Here is a 19,176-nt window from a genome sequence, read left to right on the forward strand (position 1 = left end):
TCGCCGGGAAGCCGTCCGGCCCCCGGGACCGCCCGGCCCCACTCTCGTCGTTCCGCCTGTGAGCTGCGCGTCCGCGGTTCCCCGGGCGGCCCGCGGCGCGTGCGCCGCCCCCGTCTCCGTACACGTGTCCAAAGAGATTTGCCGACGAACCGATACACCCGTCGTGTGGTGCTCGTTGGCCCTTTACGGCGCGTGAGCCGCGACCGGTCGCCCGGCCCCGCCACGGCCCGGTCGCCGTTGTACACCAGCACCTTCGTCAGGAGACGGCAAGCATGAACAGGAAGCCAGGCCACCGCGGTCGCCGATTGCCGCTGACCGTCGCGCAGACGGGGATGTGGTTCTCCCAGCAGCTGGACGCGGAGAACCCGATCTACCGTGCCGCGGAGTACGTGGACATCCACGGCCCGGTCGACCTGGCCGTGCTGGACACCGCGGTGCGCCGCGCCGTGGCCGGCATCGACGCCGTACGGGTCCGGTTCGAGACCGACGAGGACGGCGGCGTCTGGCAGGTCCCCGACCTCGCGGACGACTGGCCGCTGCCCGTCGTCGACCTGCGGGAGGCGGCGGGCAGCCCCGCCGGACCGCCGCCAGGACCGGCCCTGGTGGTCGCGCCGGCCGACCCGTGGACCCGCGCGAAGGAATGGATGTGGGCCGACCTGCGCAAGCCCACCGACCTGCGCCGCGCCCCGCTGTTCAGCTTCGCCGTGCTGCTGCTGCCCGACGACCACTGCGTGCTGTACATGGCGCTGCACCACATCGTCCTGGACGGCTACGGCTTCTCGCTCCTGATCCGGCGGGTCGCCGAGATCTACAGCGCCCTGGAGGCGGGCGAGGAGTGCCCGCCCAGCGACCTGGGCACCCTGGAGCAGCTGCTGGCCGACGAGGCCGAGTACCACGCCTCCGAACGGTGCGCCAGGGACCGCGCGTTCTGGGCCGAGCGCTTCGCCGGCCGCACCGCCGGAACCGGCCTCGCCAGTCGCCTGGCCACCGTTCCGCACCGCTTCGTGCGCGAGACCGGCCACCTCCCCGCGCCCGCCGCCGACGGGCTGCGCTCGCTGGCCCGGCAGACCCGGTCGGGGCTGCCCGTGGTGGCGATGGCCGCACTCGCGCTGTACGTGCACCGCATGAGCGGATCGACCGACGTGACGCTGGACCTGACCGTGACCGGCCGCGTCGGCGCCGTACCGCGCAGCACACCGTGCATGGTCGCCAACGTGCTGCCGCTCCAGGTCGAGCTGGAGCCGTACACGACCGTGCGCGAACTGCTGCGGCACACCTCCGAGCGGGCCCGCGGCCTGCTGCGCCACCAGCGCTACCCGTCGCCCTACCTCGTCCAGGAGCTGGGCGCCGCGCACACCGGCGGCCATCTCGGCGACTGGGGCATCAACATCATGGGCTACGACCCGGAGCTGGCCTTCGGACGGCACCCGGCCACCCTGCACAACCTCTCCAACGGCCCGGTCACCGGCCTCGGCGTCAACGTCTACGAGCGGACCGACGACGGCAGTCTGCGCATCGACTTCCAGGCCGACCCGGACCTGTACGACGCCGACGTCACCGCCGCCCACCAGCGCCGCTTCCTGGCCCTGCTGGACACCCTGGCCGGCGTGGACCCCGAACAGCCCGTCGGCGGCATCGACCTGCTGCCCGCCGCCGAGCGCCGCCGGGTGACCACCGGATGGAACGACACCGCCCGTACGGTGCCGGTCACCACGCTGCCCGCGCTCTTCGAGGAGCAGGCCCGCCGCACGCCCGCGGCCACCGCCCTCGTGTGCGGCGCCACCACCCTTTCGTACGCCGCACTGAACTCCCGCGCCAACCGGCTGGCGCACGCGCTGATCGAACGCGGCGCCGGGCCCGAGACGTTCGTGGCGCTGGCCCTGCCGCGCACCGCCGACCACCTCGCCGGCCTGCTGGCCGTCCTCAAGACGGGCGCCGCGTCCGTACCGGTCGACCCGGAGCTGCCCGCCGAGCGCATCCGCTTCCTGCTCGCCGACACCCGCCCGGTCTGCGTCCTCACCTCGGCGGCGGCCGCCGGGGACCTGCCCGGCACCGCCACCACCCTGTGCCTGGACACCCCGGCCGCCGCACGGGAGCTGGACCTCCGTCCGGACACCGACCCCACGGACGCCGACCGGGTGGCCCCGCTGGCACCGGGCCACCCGGCGTACGTCAGCTACACCTCCGGCTCCACCGGGCAGCCCAAGGGCGTCGTCGTGGAACACCGCCAGCTGACGAACCTGTTCTTCGACCACCGGGCCGAGCTGATCGACCCGGAGACGGCCACCGCCCGGCGCCGTCTGCGGACCGCGCTGACCGCCGCGTTCTCCTTCGACACCGCCTGGGAGGGCCCGCTGTTCCTGGCCGCCGGCCACGAACTCCACCTCGTCGAGGACGCCGTACGCCTCGACCCGCCCGCCCTCGTCGACTACATCGCCGACCACCGCGTCGACTTCCTCGACCTCACCCCCACCTACCTGCACCAGCTGATCGCCGCCGGACTGTTCACCGGCGAACGGCACCGGCCCCGCATCCTCATGGTGGGCGGCGAAGCCGTCGACGCCGCCCTCTGGGAGACGCTGCGCACCCTGCCCGGCACCACCGCGTACAACTACTACGGGCCGACCGAATGCACCGTCGACGCCGTGTACTGCCGTATCGCCGGCCAGGGGGAACAGCCCGTCATCGGACGGCCGGGCCGCAACGTGCAGGCGTACGTGCTCGACGCCGCGCTCAACCCCGTGCCGGCCGGGGTACCGGGGGAGCTGTACCTGGCCGGTGACCAGATCGCCCGCGGCTACCTCCGCCGGCCCGCGCTCACCGCGGAGCGGTTCGTCGCCAACCCGTTCGCCCACGCGGGCAGCGGCTCGGCCGCCGGCACCTGCGGCGACCCCGGGGTGCCCTGCACCTGCGGCGCGCCGGGCTCGCGCATGTACCGGACCGGCGACCGGGCGCGCTGGACGTCCGACGGCATCCTCGAATACCTCGGCCGCGCCGACGGACAGGTCAAGGTGCGCGGCTTCCGCATCGAACCCGGCGAGGTCGAGACGGCGCTGGCCCGCCACCCGGGCGTGGCCCACGCGGTGGTCACCGTACGGGAGGACACCCCCGGCGACCGGCGCCTGGCCGCGTACGTCGTGCCCGTCGCCCCCCGGCGCCCGGCCGGCCGTGTCGCGCCCGGCCGCATCCCCGCCCCCCAGCGCCCGTCCGGCCGCACCGCCCCCGGCCGCATCCCCGCATCGCGCCGCTCCGGTTCCGGCACCGCCGCGCCCGCACCGGTCGACGCGGACGTCCTGCGCGCCTGGGCGACCGCCCGCCTGCCCGAGTACATGGTCCCCGGCGCCTTCGTCCTCCTGGACCACCTGCCGCTGACCGCCAACGGCAAGCTGGACCGCGCCGCCCTGCCCGCGCCGGAGGCCCCTGCCGCCTGCAACGGGCGGCAGCCGCGCAGCCCCCAGGAGAGGGTGTTGTGCACGCTGTTCGCCGAGGTGCTCGGTGTACGGCAGGTCGACGTGGACGACGACTTCTTCGCCCTCGGCGGACACTCCCTGCTGGCGGCCAAGCTCATCAGCCGCATCCGCTCCGCCCTGGGCACCGAGCTGTCCATCCGCGCGCTGTTCGACGCGCCCACCGTCGCCGAACTCGTCGAGGTGCTGCACACCGGCGGCGGATCGGACGGCTTCGAGGCCCTGCTGCCGCTGCGCACCCGGGGAAGCCGCCCCCCGCTGTTCTGCGTCCATCCTTCCGGCGGCCTGAGCTGGTGCTATGCCGGGCTGCTGCGCCACCTGGGCCCGGACGTCCCGGTGTACGGGCTCCAGGCCGGCGGACTGGAGGGGCGCGCGGCGCTGCCCGCCACCTTCGAGGAGATGGTCGCTGCCTACGTCGGGCAGATCCGGGCCGTACAGCCCGCGGGGCCGTACCACCTGCTGGGCTGGTCGCTCGGCGGCGCGCTCGCGCACGCCATCGCGGTCCGGCTGCAGGCCAGGGGCGAACGGGTGGCGCTGCTGGCCATGCTCGACTCACGCCCCATCGATCCGCACGGAACGACGGATTCCGCCGTCACGGAGCACGACATCCTCGCCCTGCTCCTGGAGGCGGCCGGACACGATCCGGACCGGTTCGCGCGGCCGTTGACCGTCCCGGGCGTCGCGGCGGTGCTGCGCGGGCCGGGCGGCGGCGACGAACTGCTCGACTCCCTCAAGCAGCACCCGGCGCTCGGCGAGGACCGGCTCACCGCCGTCACCGAGGTGTTCACCAACTCGGTGAAGCTGCTGCCGACCTTCTCCGAGGGCATCTTCGACGGCGACCTGCTGTACTTCCACGCCACCGAGGGCAAGCCCGCCCACGCACCGACCGCCGAGACCTGGCGCCACCTGATCACCGGCCACATCGAGAACCACGACATCGCCTGCACCCACCACGCCATGACCCAGGCGGAACCCCTGGCCCGGATCGGCCGGGAGGTGGCCGCACACCTGGAAGCGACGGTGGCGGTGCCCGGTCCGGGGGCGCGGGGCTGAGGCAACGAGCCGTGTTCCGGTGGTGGACTCAGGTCGCCGTGTACCGCTCCGCCAGTTCGGACGCCGTGCGGGCGACGGCGGCGCGGAGGCCGGGCGGGCCCAGCACCTCGGCCTCCGTACCCAGCCGGAGGAGGTCGCCGACCGCGACGGCCGGAGTCTCGACCGGGAGGTCCACCAGCACCCAGCCCTCGTGGTCCGGCGGCCCGGCGCCTTCCAGGGCCTGGCTGCCGGCCGCGCCGAACTGCATGGGGAGCAGCCGCTGGGCGCGCGGGGAGATCCGTAGCCGTGCCGTCGCGTGGTGCAGTCGTGCCTCCAGACGCCGCGAGGACTGCTCCCAGCAGGCGGCCAGGTCGAAGCCGGCCGGCCGCTCGAAGGCCGTGTCCGTCGTCTCGGCGTGCACGAGGCGGGAGATGCGGTAGGTCCGGGGCCGCACGGTGGCGTCGGCCGGTCGGGCGGCGTCGGCCGGCGGTGGGCCGTCGGTCCAGGCCACCACGTACCAGATGCCGCTTTCAGGACGAGGCCGAGCGGAAGCAGCTCCCGGTGCGCCGCGGCGCCGTTCCACGCCCGGTAGTGGACGCGCAGCGTCCGCTGTTCCCAGACGGCGCGGGCCACGGACGCCAGGTGGGGTACCGGGTCGGTGTGCCGGAACCAGGCGGCGGCGTCCAGGTGGAAGCGGTCCTGGAGGCGGCGGGCCCGGTCCGCCAGGCCGGGCGGCAGTGCGGCCTGGAGTTTGAGCTGGGCCGTCGCCAGGACCGCGCCCAGGCCCAGTTCCCGCGCGGCCCCCGGCACACCGGCCAGGAACAGTGACTCCGCCTCGGCGTCGTTCAGCCCGGTCAGCCGGGTGCGGTAGCCGTCCATGAGCGAGTAGCCGCCGTCCGGGCCGCGTTCGGAGCGGACCGGGACGCCCGCGGCGCCCAGCGCCTCGACGTCCCGGTAGACCGTGCGCAGGGACACCTCCAGTTCGGCGGCCAGTTCGGCGGCGGTCATCCGGCCGCGGTTCTGGAGCAGCAGGAGGAGGGAGAGCAGACGGTCGGCGCGCATGAGGCCATTGTCGCGCCGTACCTGACAGAAGGTGTCAGGTACGGCGGCCAGACTTCGAGCACACCGCGCGGACCGCACCGCGCGGCCGGACGAAAGGAGCACCATGACCGCACCGACCAGCGCCGAACGCCTGCGTACCACCGGGCACTTCACGTACGCCGACTGGCAGGAGCGCGCCCTCGGCGGGGAAGACACCTTGCCGCGCCTCGCCCACGCCGCCGTCACCAACACCTTCGCCGGGGGCGTCGAGGCAGCCCGAACGACCTGTGAGTACACCATCGTCTACATCACGGAGAAGACCGGCACCTTCACCGGGATGGAGCTGCTGACGGGCACCGTCGACGGGCGGCGGGGCACCTTCGCCGTGGAGGAGCGCGGCTCGTTCGACGCACGGGGGAGCGTGCACTGCACGTTCGAGGTCGTACCGGGCTCGGCCACCGGCGAGCTGGCCGGGCTGCGCGGTACCGGAGAGTTCACCGTCGGGCACGGCAGCCCGTCCGTTCCGTACACCTTCGACTACGACTTCGGCTGAGGCAGACCGGACGCGGCCCGCACCCCATGCGGACCCCCTTCCTCCGCCGCGCCGCGCGCGTCCTAAGATCGGGCGGTCCGGCAACAAGGTGCGCAGGCCGTGTCCAGCGGCCCGCGCGCAACGGGGAAGACGGGGAAGCAGCAGTGCAGCGCGACAAGTGGATACGTACGGCGGCGACGGTGGCCCTGGTGGTCTCGGCGGCCAGTGCCTGCGGAGCGTCCGGGGCGCCGGCGTCCGCCAAGGGCACGCCGGTGCCGAGCCCGACGGCCGCGCCGCCCGAGAAGGTCGCCCCGCAGCACCCGGCGCCCGGCAAGAAGGCGCCGGTGCTGGAGCAGATCAAGTACGACCTGGAGACCCGGGTGCTCTACATGGGCGGCGCGGTGCCCAAGCAGACCAGCAGCACCTGTGACACCAAGGAGGTCGGCGGCGAGAAGCCCCGGACCTTCACCTGCACCGTGAAGTACATGGGAGTCGACGTGCCCTTCCGCGTCGAGACCAAGGGCGGCTTCATCCTCACGCAGTACACGGCCACGCCGACCAAGGGCGGCGTGCTGACCGCCGAGGGGATGCGGGCCCGGGCGTGGAAGCAGTACGGGCAGTACGGGGGCAAGGCGGCCGGCTCGTTGCGCTGCGACAAGGCTCCCGAGGTGCAGCTGGTACCGATCGACAAGCCCAGCGGGTACCGCTGCTACGTGGGCGAGGGCGGCCTCAAGGGCGACTACGACGCGATCGTCACCGCCAACGGTATGCGCCTGACGTGATCCGGGTGCCGGGCATCCCACCCCCGTGAGGATGCCCGTCCACCCACCGGCCGCACCGCGGTGCGGTGCTGCGCCGGCCCGGTCCCGGCGACGCCGGAGGGTGCGGACGCGGGCACCGTGACCGGCGCAGGTACGGCCCACTTCACCGCACCGGCCATTGATTGGCAGCCCGTTTCCGTGCGGCCAATCAATGGCCCGCACGGCCGGAAACCGGCCTTGTGAGGTCCCATCGGCCTCCGTACCGTGGCGTTCCTCGGTCAGCTCGGCGCGGAGGCCGCATGGGGCGTCGCGAAAAGCCCGTGGACCCCGGGGCGGGTCCGGTACAGCGGTTCGCGTACGAACTGCGCAAGCTGCGCCTGGAGGCGGGCAGTCCGACCTACCGGGCCATGGCGGAACGGGCGGCCTACTCGGCCGCCGTGCTCTCCCAGGCGGCGGCGGGGGAGAAGCTGCCGTCGCTCCCGGTGACGCTGGCGTACGTGACGGCGTGCGGCGGGGACACCGGACACTGGCAGCGGCGCTGGCACGAAGCCGTACGGGAGGACGCGGCCCGCGTCCTCGAAGCGGAGGAGGACGGTGCCGTCGCGCCCTACCGCGGCCTGGCCCGTTTCGAACCGGACGACCACACGCGTTACTTCGGCCGTCGGCGGCTCACCGAGGAACTGCTGCGGCGGGTGCGTGAACGCCGGGTCGTCGCGGTGTTCGGCCCGTCCGGCAGCGGAAAGTCCTCCCTGCTGCGCGCCGGGCTCATCGCCCGTCTGCGGCGGCCCGCCGACGCCCCGCCGCTCGGCCTGCCCCCGCCCGCCGCGATCCGCGTCCTCACCCCCGGCGCCCGTCCCGAGCGCGACGCCGGGCGGCTGTTCACCCCGGCCGGGACGACGGGGGACACCTGGCTCGTGGTGGACCAGTTCGAGGAGGTCTTCACCCTCTGCGCCGACCCCGACGAACGGAACGCGTTCGTCCGCCGCATCCTGACGGCCCACGATCCCGCGAGCCGGCTGCGGGTGGTGCTGGGCGTACGGGCGGACTTCTACGGCAGGTGCCTGGCGCACCGGGAACTGGCCGACGTGATCCACGAGGCGAGCCTGCCCATCGGACCGATGTCGCCGCAGGAACTGCGGGAGGCGATCGTCAAGCCGGCGGCCGCCGAAGGCCTGATCGTGGAGCGGTCGCTGACCGCCCGCCTCGTCGAGGAGATGGCCGAGGAGCCGGGCAGCCTGCCCCTGCTCTCGCACGTCCTGCTGGAGACCTGGCGGCGGCGCCGTGGCCGTACCCTGACGCTCCAGGCGTACGAGGCGGCGGGCGGTGTCCACGGCGCGGTCGCCCAGACCGCCGAACAGCTCTACGGCCGGCTCTCGCCGCAGCAGGCCGGGGCGGCGCGCCGGATGCTGCTGCGCCTGATCACCCCGGGGGAAGGCTCGGCGGACACCCGCCGGCCCGCGGCCAGGGGAGAGCTGGACGCCGGTGACCCGGCCGCCGCCCAGCTCGTCGAACAGCTTGCCAGGGCCCGTCTGATCACGGTGGACCAGGACACCGTGGACCTGGCCCACGAAGCGCTGATCACGTCCTGGCCCCGGCTGCGCGGCTGGATCGAGGAGGACCGCGGACGCCTGATCGTGCACCGCCGGCTGACGGAGGCGGCCGGACTGTGGGACGAACTCGACCACGACCCGGGGGCGTTGTACCGAGGTACCCGTCTGGATGCCGCCGAGGAGGCGTTCGCCCCCGAGGAGAGAGGCGTTCCGGAGGAGGCGGCCGGAGCTGTGCCGTCGCCTGGCGGCACCCCCGACGAACTCACCCCTCAGGAACGCGCCTTCCTCACCGCCAGCATCGCGGCGCGCGACCGCGAGCGGCGCGCCGCCGCCCGGACCACCCGCCGGCTGCGCCAGTCCGCCGCGACCCTGTCCGTCCTCCTCGCCCTCGCCCTCGCCGCCGGGCTGGTCGCCTGGGACCAGTTCCGTACGAGTGAACGGCAGCGCGACGCGGCCGTGGCCGCCCAGCGTCTCTCCCTGTCGCGGCAGCTTGCCGCGCAGTCCACCGCCCTCATGGGGGACTGGCCGGACCTGTCCTCCCTGCTGGCGGTCCACGCCTACCGGACCGCCCCCACCAAGGAAGCCGTCGCGAGTCTGTTCAGCGCGGTGGACGTCCCGCTGCGGCGCCGGCTCGACGGGCACTCCGGCGGAGTGCGGGCGGTCGCGTTCAGCCCCGACGGGCGCACCCTCGCCACCGGCGGTGCGCGGGACTCCACCGTGCGCCTGTGGAACGTGCCGGCCGGAACGGCCCGCGCCACGCTCCCTGCGCCTGCGAAGACGCTCGCCGCCCTGTCCTTCAGCGCTGACGGGCGCACACTGGCGGGCAGCACCGGCGGGGGAGCCTGGCGGCTGTGGGACGTGGCCACCGGCCGTGTCCGCGCGACGTTCGGCGGGCACGGCGGCCCGGTGACGACCACGGCCTTCAGCCGGGACGGCCGCATCCTGGCCACCGGCGGCACCGGCGGCACCGGCGGCACCGTGCGCCTGTGGAACACGGCCACCGGCGAGCTGTCCGCGACGCTGCGCGGTCACACCGGGAAGGTCGTCTCGGTGGCCTTCGCGCCCGACGGGCGCTCGGTGGCCACCGGCAGCCTGGACGGCACCGTACGCCTGTGGGACGCCGCCACCGGCGCCGCCCGCACCCGGATCGTCTCGCCCGCGGGCGGCAACAGGGCGGTGGCCTTCGGCCCGGACGGACACACTCTGGCCATCTACGGCAGCGACGACGCCTCCATCAAGCTGTGGGACCTGACCGCCGGCAAGGCCCGTACCACCCTCGCCGGGCCCGCCGGTTACGTGCTCACGATGGTCTTCGGCCCGTCCGGCCGCATCCTGGGCGGCGGCAGCGACGACGGCACCGTACGGCTGTGGGACGTGGCCACCGGCGGGAACCTCGGCACCCTCCCCGGCCACACGCGCCGCGTCGGCTCGATGGCGTTCAGCCCGGACGGGCACACGATGGCCAGCGGCAGCGACGACGGCACGGTCCGGCTGTGGAACACCACCCTCGGCGATACGCTCACCACCCTGACCGGCCACACCGGGCCGGTGGGCGCCGTGGCGTACGGGCGGGGCGGCCGTACGCTGGCCAGCGGCAGTGACGACGGCACCGTACGCGTCTGGGACCTGGGCACGCGCGGGAGCCGGACGCTCGGCCGCCGGTCCGGCAGCGGCGGGAGCGACCGCGTCCGCGCGGTGGCGTTCAGCCCCGACGGCCGCACTCTCGCCACCACCGGCAGACGCACCGGCCTGCGCATCTGGGACGTGGCCACCGGCAGACTCCTCGCCACACTGCCGCGGTTCACGGGGGAAGCGGTGGCCTTCGGTCCGGACGACCGGACCCTGGCCGGTACCGGCGGGACCGGAGCCCTGCTGCTGTGGGACACCCGCAGCCACCGGACCCGGACCCTGTCCACCTCCCGTACCGATCCGGCGACGTCGGTCGCGTTCAGCCGGGACGGCCGGACCCTGGCGAGCGGCAGCCGGGACGGCCCCGTACGGCTGTGGGACGTGGCCACCGGCCGGGCCCGGAACGTCCTGACCGGTCCCCGGGGCAACGCCGGAGCGGTCGCGTTCAGTCCGGACGGCCGCACCCTGGCCGGCGGCGGCGCGGACGGGTCGGTACGGCTGTGGGACGTGGTCACCGGCAATGCCCGTACCACCATCACCGGGCACACCATCGGCGCGCTGGGCGCGGTGGCCTTCACCCCCGACGGCCGGACCCTGGCCGCCAGCGGGCGCGACACCGGCAGCGTACGGCTGTGGGACGTGGCCACCGGCCAGACCCGCGCCACCTACGCGGGCCAGACCGGCCTCGTCCGGTCGGTCGCGTTCAGCCCCGACGGCCGCTCGCTGGCCACCGGCAGCAGCGACGGAGTGGTACGCCTGCGGGAGGTGGCCCTGCCCGGCCCCGACGAGTCCGTCAAGAGAATCTGCCGCGCCGTCAACCGCGAGCTGACGTCGGCGGAACACGCCGCCTACCTGCCGGACGAGGCACCCCGTAAGGCGTGCGGGGCGCCCTGAGGCATCTCGAACGCATTTAGCCCCGGTGGAGCGCTGCACACCGTCTGGTGCGGGGGCGCCGTTGGAGATAGGAGGTAGGCGGGGCTGCGCGCGAGGGACGGGAGACCAGGCCCCGCCCGGCGCGCAGAGCTAGGGGGCGTCTCATGAGCATTCCGGCAGCGCTGCGCCTGCTGCGCGGCACCGACCTGCTGGACCTGTCGTTCGGTTTCGCCGGGCTGACGGTGGAAGGGACCGGCGGGGACCGGCGGCTGGTCCGCGCGGACGCGCAGGCGGACGGCTGGATCGCGGTCACCTTCGGGCCGCAGCACACGGTGGAACAGGCGTTCAGCGACGAAGTGCCGGGGGAGCCCCGCGATCTGCCGGTGGGCTCCCTCATCGGCGGCCGGAGCGTCCTCGTCTTCGAGGTGGGGCCGCGGGACGCGGTGCCGTTCACCGAGGACGGACTGCTCGACGCCATGCGGAGGCTCCCGCTGCGCGTCGTGGACGCGGCCCGCGAACCGGACACGCCGGCTCCCGCGGCACCGGCGTTCCACCCGCCGCCCGCGGCGCCGGACGGGCAGGACGCCGCGGCCCGCGCCATGGCCCTGGTACGGCTGCTGCGGACGACGACCGAACTCACCGCCCGCTTCGGCCCCGAGACCGCGCGCGCCCTCGCGGCAGCGGCGGACGCGGCAGCGGCGGGCGCGGTGGCGGAGGGAACAGAAGCCGCAATTCCGGCCGTGGCGGCCGGGCCGCAGGACCCGCTCGCCGACCCGGCCCGCCCCCGTACCGGCATCGAACTTCCCTACCGGCTGTACCTGTCTCCCTCGCAGAAGGGCAGGTGGATCCACCGGGGCAGGATTCCGGCGCCCGAGCCCGGCGCCCGCGTCCCCCTCTGGCACACCCGGCTCGACGCCGGGACGGTCCGCGCGGTGTGGAACCGCGAACGCGGCGGCGACCCGGGCGCCCCGTACGCCTTCCGGCAGGCGCTGGAGCCGGACGACCGGCGGGACATCGTCGACCTCACCACCGGCGCGGGCCTGATCGAGCCGGACGGCAGCCCGTACGTGCCGCAGCCCGTGGCCGTACGGCTGCTGATGCTCTCCACGGCCGGCGGCTGGCTGGACGGCCTCGGCTCCTGGCCGCGACGGCCGCGCGGCGTCTCGCTCTCCGAATGGCGCCACCGGGCCGCCATGGGACGCGACCACTACGTCCGCGTGATGCGCGAGGGATTCCTGTGCCCCTTCGGGCACAAGGCGGTGCATGTCCGCGTCACCGAGCGGAAGTTCGACGCCTCCCAGGCCGCCTACCTGATCCAGCGGGAGTTCGTCGTCGTACGGCAGCCGCTGCGCACGTACGACCCGAAGACCGCGCTGCCCACCGGTCCCGAGCCCACGAGCGACCTGGCGAACGTGCTGTTCCCCTTCACCAGCGTGCGCCTGGACACGGTGGAGACACCGGACCTCGTACCGCCCGCCGACCGGCGCAAGTTCTTCCCCGCCACCCCGGCGGAGCGGCCGTTCCACTTCAAGGTCACCGCGGTCGACCACGGCGGGAACACCGTCGAGTTCCGTACGCCGCTGCTCTTCCTCGACGAGACGCTGGCCACCGGCGCCGGACTCGCCGCGGCCGTCGCCGAGTACAACGCTTTGGACCGTAACCCGCCCACCGCCGCCGCCGGACCCGGCGCCGTGGCGCCGGAGCACCCCGTGGAGGCCAGCGCCGACCTCCTCGGCCAGTCGGTGGCGCTCGCGCCCGTCCTCCGGCCCGACGACACCCGGCTCGACGTGACCCGGATGGTGTGGGGCATGGCGGCGCCGCCCGCGCTGGCCGACCCGGCGCCGGGTGACCCGGCCGTGTCGAAGAACGCCCAGTTCCTGCCGCAACTGCGCTGGGCACAGGCCTCCGTGCCCGCCGTCGGACGGATCGGCGGCACGGACGCCACGGTGCCCGTCGCCTACGCGAAGCGGTACGCCCTGTCCGGCTTCGACACCGTCGGCGGCCCGGTCCGCAAGGCCAACGCGGGACAGGTCTTCCTCAGCCTGCTCACCCCCGCCGGCCAGCCGCTGCGGATGGACTTCGGCCGGCAGAGCGACCGGTCCGGCGGCCTCACCGCGCCCAGCATGATCGTGTCCGGACTGTCCCGGCTGACCGGGCCGGTCTCGGGCGTCCCGGCCGTCGGCGGCCAGGACCCGCTCCAGCTCATCGCCGACGGAACCTTCCGCCCGGAGGAGTTCTTCCGCCCGCTGGACGTCCTCGACGCAGTCGGACCGAGCCTGCTGGGCGTGGTGCCGCTGGCCGAGGTGATCAAGGCAGTGGACGGGCTCGGCAAGGCCCTGAAGGTGCCCAACTTCTTCACCGAGACCGTCAGTGCGGTCACCGGCTTCCTCTCCGACCTCGGCCGCGTCCGCCAACTGCTCACCCATGAACTCGACCGCTATCCGGCCGCCGCCCGCCAGGTCGCCGACACGGCGGAGAAGTTCGTCACCGTCGTCGGGGACTTCGTGGCCCAAGGGCTCGCCGGCCGTACCGGACCGATCACGATGCAGCAGGTCGACACCGCCTTCACCGCCTTCGCCACCACCCTGACCAACCTGCTGAACACCCTGCCCGCCGGCGCCGACCCGGGCGTACGGACCCTGCTCACCCGCGTCCAGCAGCAGATCGCGACCTGGACCCGGGCCGCCGGAGAGGTCGTCGCGCTGCGCGACGCCGTACAGCAGGCCGCCAACGGCTTCCGGCTCCCGGAGACCGTCAACGCGCGCCTGGAGTGGAACCCGGACATCCAGCCCGTCCTCCTGGACGGCTCGCCGGTCTTCCTGCCGGACGCCGACGGACGGCTGTCCCTCGTCGTCGACCTGCGCGGCTCCCTGCGCCAGGACCTGAGCGTCGGCGCCGACGTCAGCTGCAGCCTGGAGAACTTCGCCCTGATCCTCGTGCCGAAGTTCAACGCGCTGCGGCTGAGCTTCCGACACGTCCGCTTCACCGCCCGGGCCGGCCGCAAGCCCGACATCGACGTCGTCCTCAAGAGCGTCGACTTCATCGGCCCGCTCTCCTTCGTCCAGACGCTGCGCAAGCTCATCCCGGTGGACGGCTTCAGCGACCCGCCGGGCATCCAGGTCACGCCCTCCGGCATCGTCGCCCGGTACGGACTGCCGCTGCCGAACCTGGCCATCGGCGTGTTCAGCCTGGAGAACCTGCGTCTGGACGCCTACCTCGACCTGCCCTTCCTCGGCCGGTCACTGGAGATCGGCTTCTCCTTCTGCAGCCGGCAGGCCCCCTTCCGGCTCACCGTCTCGCTGCTCGGCGGCGGCGGGTTCTTCGGCATCGTCCTCACGCCCCAGCGGGTGGCCGTCCTGGAGGCGGGCCTCGAATTCGGCGCCGCCGTCTCCCTCGACTTCGGTGTCGCCAGCGGCAGCCTGTCCGTCATGGCGGGCATCTACTTCCGCCTGGAGCTGCAGACCGGGGAGTCCCGGCTGACCGGCTACTTCCGGGCCCGGGGCGAGGTCGACGTCCTGGGCATCGTCTCCGCCTCCATCGAGATCTATCTCGACCTCACCTTCGACACCGCGACCGGCACCGTCTACGGGCGGGCCAGGATCTCCGTCAGCGTACACATCGGCTTCTGGTCGCAGTCGGTCACGATCGAGTGCGAGAAGCGCTTCGTGGGCGGCGGACCGCCCCCCGCCCCGCTCGGCGGCGCGGGGGCGGCGGCGCAGGAGCCACCCCGGCCGCCCACCTTCGCCGAAATGATGGCGCCCTACACCGACCCGGTCACCGGCGCCCGGCGCGACCCCGTCACCGAGTACTGCACCGCCTTCGCGGAAGTGAGCTGAGCCATGCCCGAGACGATCCGGTGGACCGTACTGCCCGACGGCCCGGCCGCCGACGGCACACTGCGGCTGACGGTGCTGGTCAGCCCCCGCCTCACCGGCGGCAGCCGACTCGACGCCTTCCGAGGCTTCCGCGACTGGCCGGACACCCTGCGGAGGTACGCGCCCGCGCTCCAGGTCGCCTTCCGCGCGCCCGGCACCACCGGGCCGGGCGTCCTCGTCCCCGCCACGGCCCAGACGGGGCGCTTCCCGGCGGCCGACAGCGCGCTGTGGACCGAGCTGTTCAAACCCGACACGGTGGTCCACGCGCCCTCCGGGGCCTTCGCCGCCACGGCGGAAAAGCTCCCGGTGCTGCGCTCGTTCCCCGCCGGAGCGGTGCACGACCAGGTCACAGCACTGTACGAGGCGGCGGTGAGCGCGACGGCCGACCGCCGGGCGAACCCGCCGACCGGCGGCGGCGAACTGAACCTCGCGGCGGCCCTGGAGACACAGGGGGCCGGCGCCGACTGGGACCACCCCCAAGGCAGCGACCTCACCGACGTACTGACCCGCACCATCCGGGCCTTCTCCGGCCAGGTCGGCACCACCTACCCCCGGCTGGACAGCCTCATCGGCGCCCCGCCCGCCGGACGGCAGGACGCCACCGCCGAGCCGAACCTCTACCGCCCCCGGCACATGGACCGCACCGCGCGCGACTACACGCAGGACAGCGCACTGCTCGGACTCGCCGAGATGTACCGTTTCTACGACCGGGCCGCGCGCCCGGCCGCCTCCGCCGTACCGCCCCAGGCCGCACCAGAAGCCGAACCGCCCCCGCAGAAACCGGACTTCGACTTCCACACCGCGTGCGCCCTCCTCGCCGACTACCCCGAACTCCTGCGGCGCTTCGGCCTCGCCCTGGACCTGCTCGTCACGCCCCCGGCCGGTCTGGCCGACCGCTGGCAGGCCCGGGTGACCTTCACGGCCGCCCAGGAGCACCTGAACGCCGACGAGACGCTGCGCCCCTGGACTGCGCTGCGCCACGTCCCCGGCCGGCGCTTCGAACCGTACGCAGCCGACGACGGCTTCCACGGCCACCGGATGCTCAAGCTGGGCGCCGACGCGGTGCGCACCACCGACCTGGACCTCGACGGCGCCGCGATGAAGTTCGTCGAGTTCTCCCGCGTCATCGACCAGTACCTGAGCGGTACGGGCGAACCGGGCACGGCCGTCGCCGCCGACCCCACCGCCGTACCGGCCCTGCACGGCGCGGGCCTGACCGTCGTCCACGACGACCGCGACCGGGCCCTCGCCGACCAGCTGGAGGCCGACGCCCGGCACACGGCGGGCGTCGGCCCCGACGGACAGCCCGTCGCCGCCGCGGTCCTGGACGCCACCCACCTCGTCCGCGGCCTGCGCGTCGACGTCGGCGTGGCGGACGAGCGGACCGGGCGCGTCACCACCTGGTACCCGCTGTGCGCGCGGACGGGGGAGTACGCGGTCAGGCGGCCCGGCGCACCGGCCGTACCGATCGCCGCCGCACCCGACGAAGGGCACGTCAAGGCGTCCGCCGTCACCCGCGACCGCGCCGCCGACCACCAGCTCTACGTCCACCAGGCGCTGTTCGGCTGGCACGGCTGGAGCCTGGCCGCCCCGCCGCCCGGCCGGACCCTCGGTGCCGACAACCGGCCCCAGGTGCCAGCACCCGAGATCTCCGACCGCTTCCCGCTCGCCGCCACGTTCCGGCCCACCCCCGGCACGCTGCCCGCCCTGCGCTACGGCCGTACCTACCGGCTGCGCGCCCGCCTGGTCGACCTCGCGGGCAACAGCCTCGCCCCCGGGGCGCCCGCCGTGGAGGGCACCGCCACCGAGCCCGTCACCTACGGCCGCTGGGAGCCCGTACCGCCGCCCGTGATCGTGCCGAGGTGGCCGTTCCTGGAGGGCGAGTCGGAACCGCACCTGGTCATCCGCAGCACCGTCGACGCGGACGGACGTCCGCTGACCCCCAGGGAATGGGCCGACCTCCGCAACCCGCAGGTCCCCGACCACGGGAAGAACTCGCCCGCCGACGGCCTCGACCGCCGCTACCGCGCCTTCGACGAACGGCACATCAGCCCGCCCAAGAGCGCACTCCAGATGGCCGAGCAGCACGGCGTGTACGACGCGGCCTTCGGCCCGGGCACATCGGAGGCCGTGCGCCGCCAGTACTTCGCGGCGGCGTCCCGCGAGGCGGGCAGCTACCTCGACACCGTGGTCAGCCTCCCCGAGGACCCCCGCGTCACCCGCGACCTGAAGGCCGCGGAGGAGATCCACGTCGCCAAGCACAGCCCGCACGACACCTCACCCCTGACCGAACTGCCGGTCGCCCGGGGGGAGGGCCTGCACACCGGTGAGTACGTCGTCCACGACGCCGACCGGCTCCTGCTCCCGTACCTGCCCGACGTCCCCGCCCGCGGCGTCGCCCTGCGCGGACTGCCGGGCACGGGCGACCAGCCCCACCGGACGTACGACTTCACCGGAACCTGGCCCCAGGCACGGCCGCTGCGGCTGCGGATCGTCGAGGGGGACCGTCCGCCGGACCCGCCGGTGGGCGGCGTCCTGACCGTGTACGTGCCGAAGGCGGAGGTGGTGACCGTCCGTATGAGCTGCCGTGTCGCGGAGGCGGACCTTCCGCTGTTCCGTGTCTGGCGGCTGCTGACCGCCTCGCCCCTGTGGAACGACCCGCTGCGGCTGACCCCGGAGAAGCAGCGGGAGCTCACGGCCGCGTCGGCGGCCGGCGAGAACTGGATGATCACCCCGTGGACGGAACTCACCCTCGTGCACGCCGTCGAGAAGCCGCTGGCCCCGCCGTCCCTGGCCGCCCTGCGCTTCCTCCGTACGGCAGGGGAGACCTTCGCGCTGGTCTCCGGCACCCTGTCCCTGCACGCCAGGAGCACCGGCCGGATCGACCTGGACGCGACCTGGGAGGAGTGGCTCGACGACGTCAAGGAGGCCGCGCCCCGCCGGGTGACCGGCCGCGACCATGTGGGCGACCTCACCACGGACCGCTTCCGGGACACCCGCAGCTTCTCCGGCGTACGGCACGAGTTCCGCGACACCCGGCACCGCAACGTCACCTACACGCCGACCGCGACCACCCGCTTCCGCGAGTACTTCCACCCGGCGATCACCGACCGGCCCGAGCTGATCACCAGCCGGGGCCCGGCCGCCGCCGGACCCGCCGGCCGGGGCTGGCCGGTGCCGGCCACCCGCCGTCCCGAGCCGCCCGAAGTGAGCCACACCGTCCCGACCTTCACCTGGGAACGCACGGTGGACACCGCGGCACACCGGGTGACCCGGACCCGCCGGACCGCGGGCGTACGCGTCCACCTCCGCCGCCCCTGGTTCAGCTCCGGGGACGACGAACTCCTCGCCGTCGTCCTCGACCCCGGCAGCAGGCTCCCGGCCGAACTCGTCACCCGCTGCGGCACCGACCCCGTCTGGGCGGACGACTCCGTCCTGCCGCGCCTGCGCCCCGCCAACTTCCCGAACGCCGCGGTGACCGCCACGGACCGGCTCCTCGCGGAGACCGTCGGCGGCTCGCCCGCGGCCGTCACGGTCGCCGCGTACCCGCCGGAGTACGACGCGCAGCTGGGCCTGTGGACCTGCGACATCGACGTGAACCTCGGCGACCTCGCCGACAGCCCCGCCTACTTCCCCTACCTGCGGCCGGTCTTCGCCCGCTACCAGCCGTACGCCGTCGATCCCCTGCACCTGTCGAAGGTGGTCACCGGGGAGTTCGTCCAGCTGCTGCCCGACCGTACGGTCACCGCCGCGATGACGGCCGACGGCCGGATCCGCGTCGCACTGGGCGGCCCGGCCGCCGCCAACGACACGGGCGAGTTCACCGGCCCGGGACGCGACGGCATGGCGGCGAGCCGCCGCGTCACCGTCACCGTCCAGCAGCGGGCCCGCGCCGGTAGCGATCTGGACTGGACGGCGACCGACGCCACCGCCGAACTGACCTGCACCCCCGAAGGCACCGGCTTCACCTGGACCGGCGAACTGACCCCGCCGCCTTCCCGGTTCCCTTCCCCCAGCCTGTACCGGCTCCTCGTCGAGGAGTCCGAGACCTACTTCACCGACCGCACGACGGCCACCGGCACCCTCACCGCGAACGGCGTCACCCGCCCGGTGTCCCGGCGCCTCGTCCACGCGGACTTCTTCGGGCTGACGACGACGGTGTTCGGGAAGGTGGTGCTGGAGGAGTAGGGGAGCGGTCCGGCCCTGGGGAGTGCGGGCCGTTCGGCCCTGAGGACGCTGTGGACGACCGGTACCCCGCGCACGACCTCGCGCGCGGGGGTGGACGAAGCAACCGCTGCCCACATCGGCAACGAGGACGCTGGTCAGGGCTCTTGCCCCCCAGGCAAGAAGCGGTGAGAAAAAATTTCGGCCCCGGAGTGTGAGGCACGGACGCCGGGACACAAGAGCGTCAGTGCT

At 74.2% G+C, this 19,176-nt stretch carries 6 protein-coding genes and 1 pseudogene; 6 read left to right on the forward strand and 1 reads right to left on the reverse strand.

What is annotated here, in order from left to right; all coding sequences use genetic code 11:
- The first annotated feature begins 272 nt into the window (after positions 1 to 272).
- Positions 273 to 4,520: an amino acid adenylation domain-containing protein gene (locus OEIGOIKO_RS38335; RefSeq protein WP_246177832.1), complete on the forward strand. Its 4,248-nt coding sequence runs from the start codon at positions 273 to 275 to the stop codon at positions 4,518 to 4,520.
- Between the two features lie 28 nt (positions 4,521 to 4,548).
- Here OEIGOIKO_RS38335 and OEIGOIKO_RS38340 read toward each other — a convergent pair.
- Positions 4,549 to 5,561: pseudogene (locus OEIGOIKO_RS38340) on the reverse strand (helix-turn-helix transcriptional regulator).
- A 103-nt stretch (positions 5,562 to 5,664) separates the two neighbouring features.
- On the opposite strand from OEIGOIKO_RS38340, the gene OEIGOIKO_RS38345 reads away from it, so the two are divergent.
- The 5 genes from OEIGOIKO_RS38345 to OEIGOIKO_RS38365 all read left to right on the forward strand — a co-directional run bounded on the left by OEIGOIKO_RS38345 (position 5,665) and on the right by OEIGOIKO_RS38365 (position 18,948).
- Positions 5,665 to 6,093 (forward strand): DUF3224 domain-containing protein, encoded by a 429-nt coding sequence (locus OEIGOIKO_RS38345; RefSeq protein ID WP_125057904.1) that lies wholly within the window; start codon positions 5,665 to 5,667, stop codon positions 6,091 to 6,093.
- A 143-nt stretch (positions 6,094 to 6,236) separates the two neighbouring features.
- A complete protein-coding gene (locus OEIGOIKO_RS38350) occupies positions 6,237 to 6,854 on the forward strand; it encodes a hypothetical protein (RefSeq protein ID WP_125057905.1) in 618 nt (205 codons plus the stop codon).
- Between the two features lie 278 nt (positions 6,855 to 7,132).
- On the forward strand, positions 7,133 to 10,906 hold the full coding sequence (locus OEIGOIKO_RS38355; protein WP_125057906.1) for a WD40 repeat domain-containing protein: 3,774 nt from the start codon (positions 7,133 to 7,135) through the stop codon (positions 10,904 to 10,906).
- 143 nt (positions 10,907 to 11,049) lie between these two features.
- Positions 11,050 to 14,721: a hypothetical protein gene (locus OEIGOIKO_RS38360; protein ID WP_125057907.1), complete on the forward strand. Its 3,672-nt coding sequence runs from the start codon at positions 11,050 to 11,052 to the stop codon at positions 14,719 to 14,721.
- A gap of 3 nt (positions 14,722 to 14,724) precedes the next feature.
- A complete protein-coding gene (locus OEIGOIKO_RS38365; RefSeq protein ID WP_125057908.1) occupies positions 14,725 to 18,948 on the forward strand; it encodes a hypothetical protein in 4,224 nt (1,407 codons plus the stop codon).
- The last annotated feature ends 228 nt before the right edge of the window (positions 18,949 to 19,176 follow it).

Source organism: Streptomyces paromomycinus (assembly GCF_003865155.1).
GTDB classification, from domain to species: Bacteria; Actinomycetota; Actinomycetes; order Streptomycetales; family Streptomycetaceae; genus Streptomyces; species Streptomyces chrestomyceticus.